This is a genomic window from Streptococcus sp. 343_SSPC (assembly GCF_001072385.1).
Classification (GTDB): Bacteria; Bacillota; Bacilli; order Lactobacillales; family Streptococcaceae; genus Streptococcus.
In genome coordinates, this window is the sequence record NZ_JVKU01000024.1 from 1 (window position 1) to 2,787 (window position 2,787).

4 protein-coding genes are annotated in these 2,787 nt (G+C 44.1%); all 4 read right to left on the bottom strand.

Annotation, left to right across the window (positions count from 1 at the left end; translation table 11 throughout):
* Window positions 1-900, bottom strand: a 900-nt coding sequence (lacD, locus tag ADH27_RS07660; protein WP_048717134.1) for a tagatose-bisphosphate aldolase, incomplete at its 3' end; no start/stop codon positions are given.
* 1 nt (window position 901) lies between these two features.
* Complete coding sequence (locus ADH27_RS07665) at window positions 902-1,831, bottom strand: tagatose-6-phosphate kinase (protein WP_048717136.1); 930 nt, start codon at window positions 1,829-1,831, stop codon at window positions 902-904.
* Between the two features lie 11 nt (window positions 1,832-1,842).
* Entirely contained in the window at window positions 1,843-2,358 is a 516-nt protein-coding gene (lacB, locus tag ADH27_RS07670; protein ID WP_023026585.1) for a galactose-6-phosphate isomerase subunit LacB, read from the bottom strand.
* Between the two features lie 16 nt (window positions 2,359-2,374).
* The coding region (lacA, locus tag ADH27_RS07675) for a galactose-6-phosphate isomerase subunit LacA (protein ID WP_048717138.1) at window positions 2,375-2,787 on the bottom strand (413 nt) is incomplete at its 5' end.

The following is a 2,787-nucleotide window of genomic DNA, read 5'->3' on the forward strand; positions in this document are numbered from 1 at the left end:
GAGCCATTCACGAGCTGCTGCTTCGCCATTCTTGATGTAGGCTTCTACAGATCCAGCCCAAGTTGCTCGGCCACAGAGGACTCCATTGAAGTTCGCGCCTGCTTCATGGGCAAAGACAAGGGTTTCTTGGAAGAGTTTGGCAGAAACACCTGCACTCAAGTAGATGTATGGAAGGTTGGTTGCTTCTTCTTGTTCTTTAAAGAAGGCTGCCGCTTCTTCACGGCTATGAACGATTTCACCATCGCCAAAACCTTCAACGTATTTAACATTGACTGGAACTTCTACCTTCAAGACATCGATGTTAAAGCGTGGGTCTGAGAAGACTTTCATAGCTTCGATGACCTTGCGAGGTTTTACTTTCGCATATTCTACAGATCCGGCATCCGCGATTTTTTCATCATAAGCCAAGATTTCAAGGAAGAATGGAATTTCTTCTGCAGCACATTCTGAACCGATGCGTTCGATGTAAGCTTGTTTTTCTTGGTTGAGTTCTTCTGCACTATCCACATCATAGTAGAGCAAGAATTTCACTGCATCTGCACCCTGTTCTTTGATGCGTTTAGCTGACCAAAGGTTGAGGCAGTCTGGCAAACGCTTGGTGCTAGAAGTGTCGTAGCCTGTTTTTTCATAAGCCAACAAGAGACCTGCTTCTGCATCCAAGACCTTAGTCGCTGGAAGGCCATACTCAGGGTCCAAGAGCATAGAAGATGCGAATGGTGTCAATTCTTCAGCCACCAAGACCTTCAATTCTTCCATTTGAGCTACTGTTGGTTCTGTGTCTTGATATTGAGCCATGAGGCGTTTCAAGGCACCACGTTGGTCAAAGGCCAAGGCTGAGATCACACCCTCTTTGGTGCTCAATTTTTCTAAATAGTTGCGTTTTTGTTCTGTTAATACCATCTTATACCTCTTTTACATTTATCTGTTGATACAAATCATCATAGCGATGAATATTGATATGCCCTGTCGTTGCTTCTTGAGCATTCAACATGCCAAGGACATTGGCTTTGGTTAAAAGTGCTTGGTCGTCTTCCTGATGATAGAGAGCTGAGGCAATCCCAGCAACTGTCGAATCACCAGATCCCACTGGATTGACCACTTCAATTTTTGGAATATCCACTTTATAGAAGACATCACCATGTTTGGCAAAGGCACCGTCAGCTCCTAGGGAGACGATGACCCATTCGATTCCTTTAAATAAGTCAGATTGAAGGACCTCTTTTAATTGATCTAAATCCGTAGTCACTTCGTAGCCTAAGAGTTGAGACAACTCTTCATTATTGGGTTTAATCACTGTTGGTTGAACGGGAGCTACTAGTGCTTTTTCTAGGGAAGCGCCTGAGCAGTCCAGAACGACTGGTTTTCCTGCCTTCTTAGCGCGCTCGACCAATTGAGAATAATAATCAAGTGGCAAGCCAGCTGGTAAACTACCTGAGATAGCAACGACTGCTACATCTGGAAGCAAGGCTTCATAGTGATCAAGAAAGGCTTGCCCTTCTTCTTCAGAAACAGACGGACCTTTTTCCAGGATTTCAGTTTGTTGTCCTTCGTGAAGGATCGCAATACAATTCCGGGTCTCCCCTTGAATTTCAAAGAATTCTTTGCCGATTTCCTGATCTAGATGGTCCAAGATAAATTGGCCTGTTGAACCACCAATCAGACCAGTTGCCGAGACAGGATCTCCAATCTCTGCAAGGACCCGTGTGACATTGAGACCCTTCCCTCCTGCGGTTTTGCTTACCTTGTCAACTCGATTGACCGTATCCAAGTGTAAGGTTTCTAATGGATAGGAAATGTCGATTGAAGGGTTCATGGTTACCGTTAAAATCATAGACTCACCTCTTAGTCGTGGTATTCCCCACGGTCCCATTTTTCAAGGAATTCTGTGAAGAAGTCTGCATCCTCTTGGTGATCATTATGCGTTTCCAAATGTTGAATCTTGGCAATCAATTTCTTGTTTTCTTCACTTGGTTTGTATTCTGCATGAATGAATGCTTCAATGATATCACACATGAGCAATTCACCGGTTACTTTCCCACCAAAACCAATGACATTAGCATTGAGTTCTTCTTTTGCATAAAGAGCCGTTGTCATGTCGCGTACCAAGGCTGAACGGATTCCAGGGACCTTATTAACCGCGTTGTTAATGCCAACACCCGTTCCACAGATACAAACTCCAAGGTCTGCTTGACCACTAGCTACTGCTTCTCCGACTTTTTTCCCAAAAATTGGATAGTGGGTGCGCGCATGGTCATAGGTTCCGAAGTCAAGGACTTCATAGCCTTTTGATTTCAAAAATTCAGAAACAGCCATTTTTTCATTTGTGACAATATGGTCACATCCAATTGCAATTTTCATTCTTTTACTCCTCCCCTTAGCACATCTTGTTAAGCATATCGACACGGATTTGGTGGCGACCGCCGTCATACTTACCGTTTACAAAACCTTTGGCGATATTTTTGGCCAATTGGTCACCCACGATTTGAGCACCCATGGTGATCATGCGAGAATTGTTGTGGCCACGAGTCATATAGGCAGAACGCTCATCTGAAACTTCTGCTGCAACCATTCCTTTAATTTTAGTAGCGACCATGAATGGACCAGCTCCGTAAGCGTCAATAACAATACCCAGATTATCTTCTGCTTGTTTCACTTCTTTTGCAACAGCTAAGGTCACATCGACAAAGTCTTGCCCTTCTTCTGTCACGTCCACGACTTGGAAACCTTCTGCTTCCAAATATTCTTTGACTACTTCTTTTAAGCGGATACCTGCTGCATCCGCACCAA